Genomic DNA, 3,154 nt, shown 5'->3' with positions numbered 1-3,154 from the left:
AAGGGACAGGGGGAAGGCGAGGGCGAGGGGGGAAGGGGTACGGGCAGGGTCCGTGACTGCTCGTCGGGGTCGTCCTGTCAGGGCGTCTGTGTTGTTTCCAGCACCTTCGACACGTTCGCGAAGCCCTTGCGCTCCGTGGCCAGCTTGCCCTTCCGTACCACCTGGAAGGTCACGTCCGCGTTGACCAGCCGTGGGAAGCCGCTCGCCGTGATCAGGTCCTGGAAGCTCCAGCTCAGGGTCGGCGTCAGCCCGCCCGTGTCGATCTTCAGGCCGTCGTCGAGCGTGCGCCGCAGCGACCGCGCGGACACCTCGCCGTCGCCCAGCGACTCGATGGCCTTCCGCAGGGCGGTGTACGCGATCCAGGTCGTCTGCACGCCCGGATCGGCGACGTCGATCCGGTTGTCGCCGAAGGCCTCCTCCTGGATGACGTCGCGCATCGGCTGCCACCGCTCGTCGCTCGCCGCCGGGTACCAGCCGGTGACGTACGCGCCCTCGTACGTACTGCCCGTCGCGTCCACCATCGACTGGTCGACGCTGCCCAGCACGGAGGCCGTCCGTACCGTCGGGTAGTCCTCGCGGGCCCGCCGGAACGAGTCCATGAAGGTGTCGGTGCGGTCGCCGAGCGCGGGGATCACGCACCCCTCCTCCCGCGCATCCGTCGACGCACGCTGCAGCGCCCGCTTGGCGTGTCCCAGGTACTCCGTGGCGTCCTCGGCGGCCCGCTGGTCGACGGAGGCCGGGTGGCCTCCTGCGGTCAGGCCGGAGTCGAGCAGTACGGGCAATTCGTCGCCGGCGATCGTGTCGGGGCGGATCAGTGTGACCGGGCCGCAGGTTCTGGCGAGTTGCCGGCCCAGGCCGGCCAGCAGGGAGGGCTGGCCGCCGTTCACCGGGTAGGAGAGCGGGCTGGTGAACTCGTCGTCGGTGACGCCGTATCCGCCCAGGTAGGGGATGCCGGCGGCCTCCAGCGGGGAGAAGAACGAGCGGGCGTGCTGGCTGTACGAACCGACGACCGCGACGACGTTCTCCTCGACCGCGCGGCGGGCGCAGTTCGCGGCGGCCACCGTGTCGTTGTGGTCGTTGCAGGTGAGAACCTTGAGCTTGCGGCCGTTGATGCCGCCGTGGTCGTTGACCCAGCGCGCGTAGGTCTTCGCCATCGCGGGCATCCCGGGCTTGTTGGTCGTCCTGGTCTTCTCCGGCGCCCATGTCATGACCGTGACGGTGTCGTCCCCTGAACCCCCCGTGGTACCGGGGACGACGCCGCATCCGACGGCTGTCGACAGACACAGGGCCAGGGCTCCTGCGGACAGCACTCTGACCTTGGCGTTCGCCTTGGCCTTGGCCTTGGGCTCGGTGCCTGGGAGGCGGGTAGCGGGCAGGGCAGTACGGGTGTCTCGCCGGCCGGTCATGAACACGTACGATTCCGGCACGTCGCTACGGCTGGTGTGACCCTTGCTCAACGTACGGTGACGACCAGGTGAACAGCGGGGTGCGGGAGCGGGCCGAGTCGACGGGAACGTACGATCGGTGACCGTGCAAGGTTCGGAGAACTCTTCCCGTCGCGGGCGTCGCTCATCCACCATGGGCGACATGCCACTGAATGACATGCCGTGGTGGCGCTGGCGCAGCAATGTGCGCTCCGCGCTGCACATGCTTTCCGACACCGAGTTCCAGCGGGGGGTCTGGCTCGCGGGGGTCGACGGGTACGGGGATGTGACCGACGCCGTCTATCGCCTCGTCGAGGACACCTGGCTGGACAACTGGTCCGCCGAGAAATACGTGGGCACGATCTTCCGGGACTCGCAGGAGGCGGCGCTCGTCGACTCCGCCGTGCTGCGGGTGCTGCGGATCATGCATCAGGTCGGGCCCGATGCCGCCGTCTCCGTCTACCTGGAGCATCCGGGGTGGGCGGAGGCCGTACGGGCCGCTCGGGACGCCCATGTGCGGATGGCGGTGAGCGACGGGGAGGAGCCGGATGTGCCGCCTCGGACGCTTGAGGTTCTGCGGATCATGGCTCGGTCCGCCTGAGGTTCCGTTCCGCTCCGTTTCGTCGTACGTGTGACGTGCGGGGGCGTGGGGGCTGGGCGCGCAGTTCCTCGCGCCCCTTTCGGGGGCCGTGGGCGCCGCGTGCTCAGCCATGGCTCCGCGGATGCCACTCCGTGTCCGGTGTGCGGGACGCGTCGGCTGGTGCGGGCTCGGTTGTGGGACCCTGGCGTGCATGAACGAGCAGTCCGCGCCCGAACGGCCCGCGCCCGAGCAGTACGTCCTGACGCTTTCCTGCCCCGACAAGCAGGGCATCGTGCACGCCGTGTCGAGTTACCTGTTCATGACCGGGTGCAACATCGAGGACAGCCAGCAGTTCGGTGACCACGACACGGGGCTGTTCTTCATGCGGGTCCACTTCTCGGCGGAGCCGCCGGTGACGGTGGAGAAGCTGCGGGCGAGCTTCGCGGCGGTCGGTGACTCCTTCCAGATGGACTGGCAGATCCACCGGGCCGAGGACAAGATGCGGGTCGTGCTGATGGTCAGCAAGTTCGGGCACTGCCTGAACGACCTGCTGTTCCGGGCGCGGACCGGGGCGTTGCCCGTCGAGATCGCGGCCGTGGTGTCCAATCACACGGATTTCGCCGAACTCGTGGCTTCGTACGACGTGCCGTTCCATCACATTCCGGTCACCAAGGACACCAAGGCGCAGGCCGAGGCGCAGGTGCTTGAGCTGGTGCGGGAGCAGGGTGTCGAACTTGTGGTGCTCGCGCGGTACATGCAGGTGCTCTCCGATGACTTCTGCAAGCAATTGGGTGGGCGGATCATCAACATCCATCACTCGTTCCTGCCGAGCTTCAAGGGCGCCAAGCCGTACCACCAGGCTCACGTCCGTGGAGTGAAGCTGATCGGTGCGACCGCTCACTATGTGACGGCCGACCTCGACGAGGGGCCGATCATCGAGCAGGAGGTCGAGCGCGTGGGGCACCAGGTCACCCCGGAGCAGCTCGTCGCCGTGGGCCGTGACGTGGAGTGCCAGGCGCTGGCGCGGGCCGTGAAGTGGCATGCGGAGCGGCGGATTCTGTTGAACGGGCGGCGGACCGTCGTCTTCGGCTGACCGTGGCTGCCGCTGCGACGGCGGGGGTGGGGGTGGGCGCGGGTGGACGTGCGGGTG

3 protein-coding genes are annotated in these 3,154 nt (G+C 68.7%); 2 read left to right on the top strand and 1 reads right to left on the bottom strand.

Features of this window, described 5'->3' with window-relative positions:
* Positions 1 to 77: 77 nt before the first annotated feature.
* Positions 78 to 1,406 (bottom strand): ABC transporter substrate-binding protein, encoded by a 1,329-nt coding sequence (locus tag AOK01_RS31605; protein ID WP_055517686.1) that lies wholly within the window; start codon positions 1,404 to 1,406, stop codon positions 78 to 80.
* A 118-nt stretch (positions 1,407 to 1,524) separates the two neighbouring features.
* On the opposite strand from AOK01_RS31605, the gene AOK01_RS31600 reads away from it, so the two are divergent.
* The gene (locus tag AOK01_RS31600; protein WP_055517685.1) at positions 1,525 to 2,025 is read left to right on the top strand and encodes an SCO4402 family protein; all 501 of its coding nucleotides are present in this window, start codon (positions 1,525 to 1,527) and stop codon (positions 2,023 to 2,025) included.
* 190 nt (positions 2,026 to 2,215) lie between these two features.
* Positions 2,216 to 3,097 (top strand): formyltetrahydrofolate deformylase, encoded by an 882-nt coding sequence (gene purU, locus AOK01_RS31595; RefSeq protein WP_055517683.1) that lies wholly within the window; start codon positions 2,216 to 2,218, stop codon positions 3,095 to 3,097.
* The last annotated feature ends 57 nt before the right edge of the window (positions 3,098 to 3,154 follow it).

The organism is Streptomyces aurantiacus (assembly GCF_001418335.1).
Classification (GTDB): domain Bacteria; phylum Actinomycetota; class Actinomycetes; order Streptomycetales; family Streptomycetaceae; genus Streptomyces; species Streptomyces aurantiacus.
This window is presented reverse-complemented; position numbering and strand designations above follow the sequence as displayed.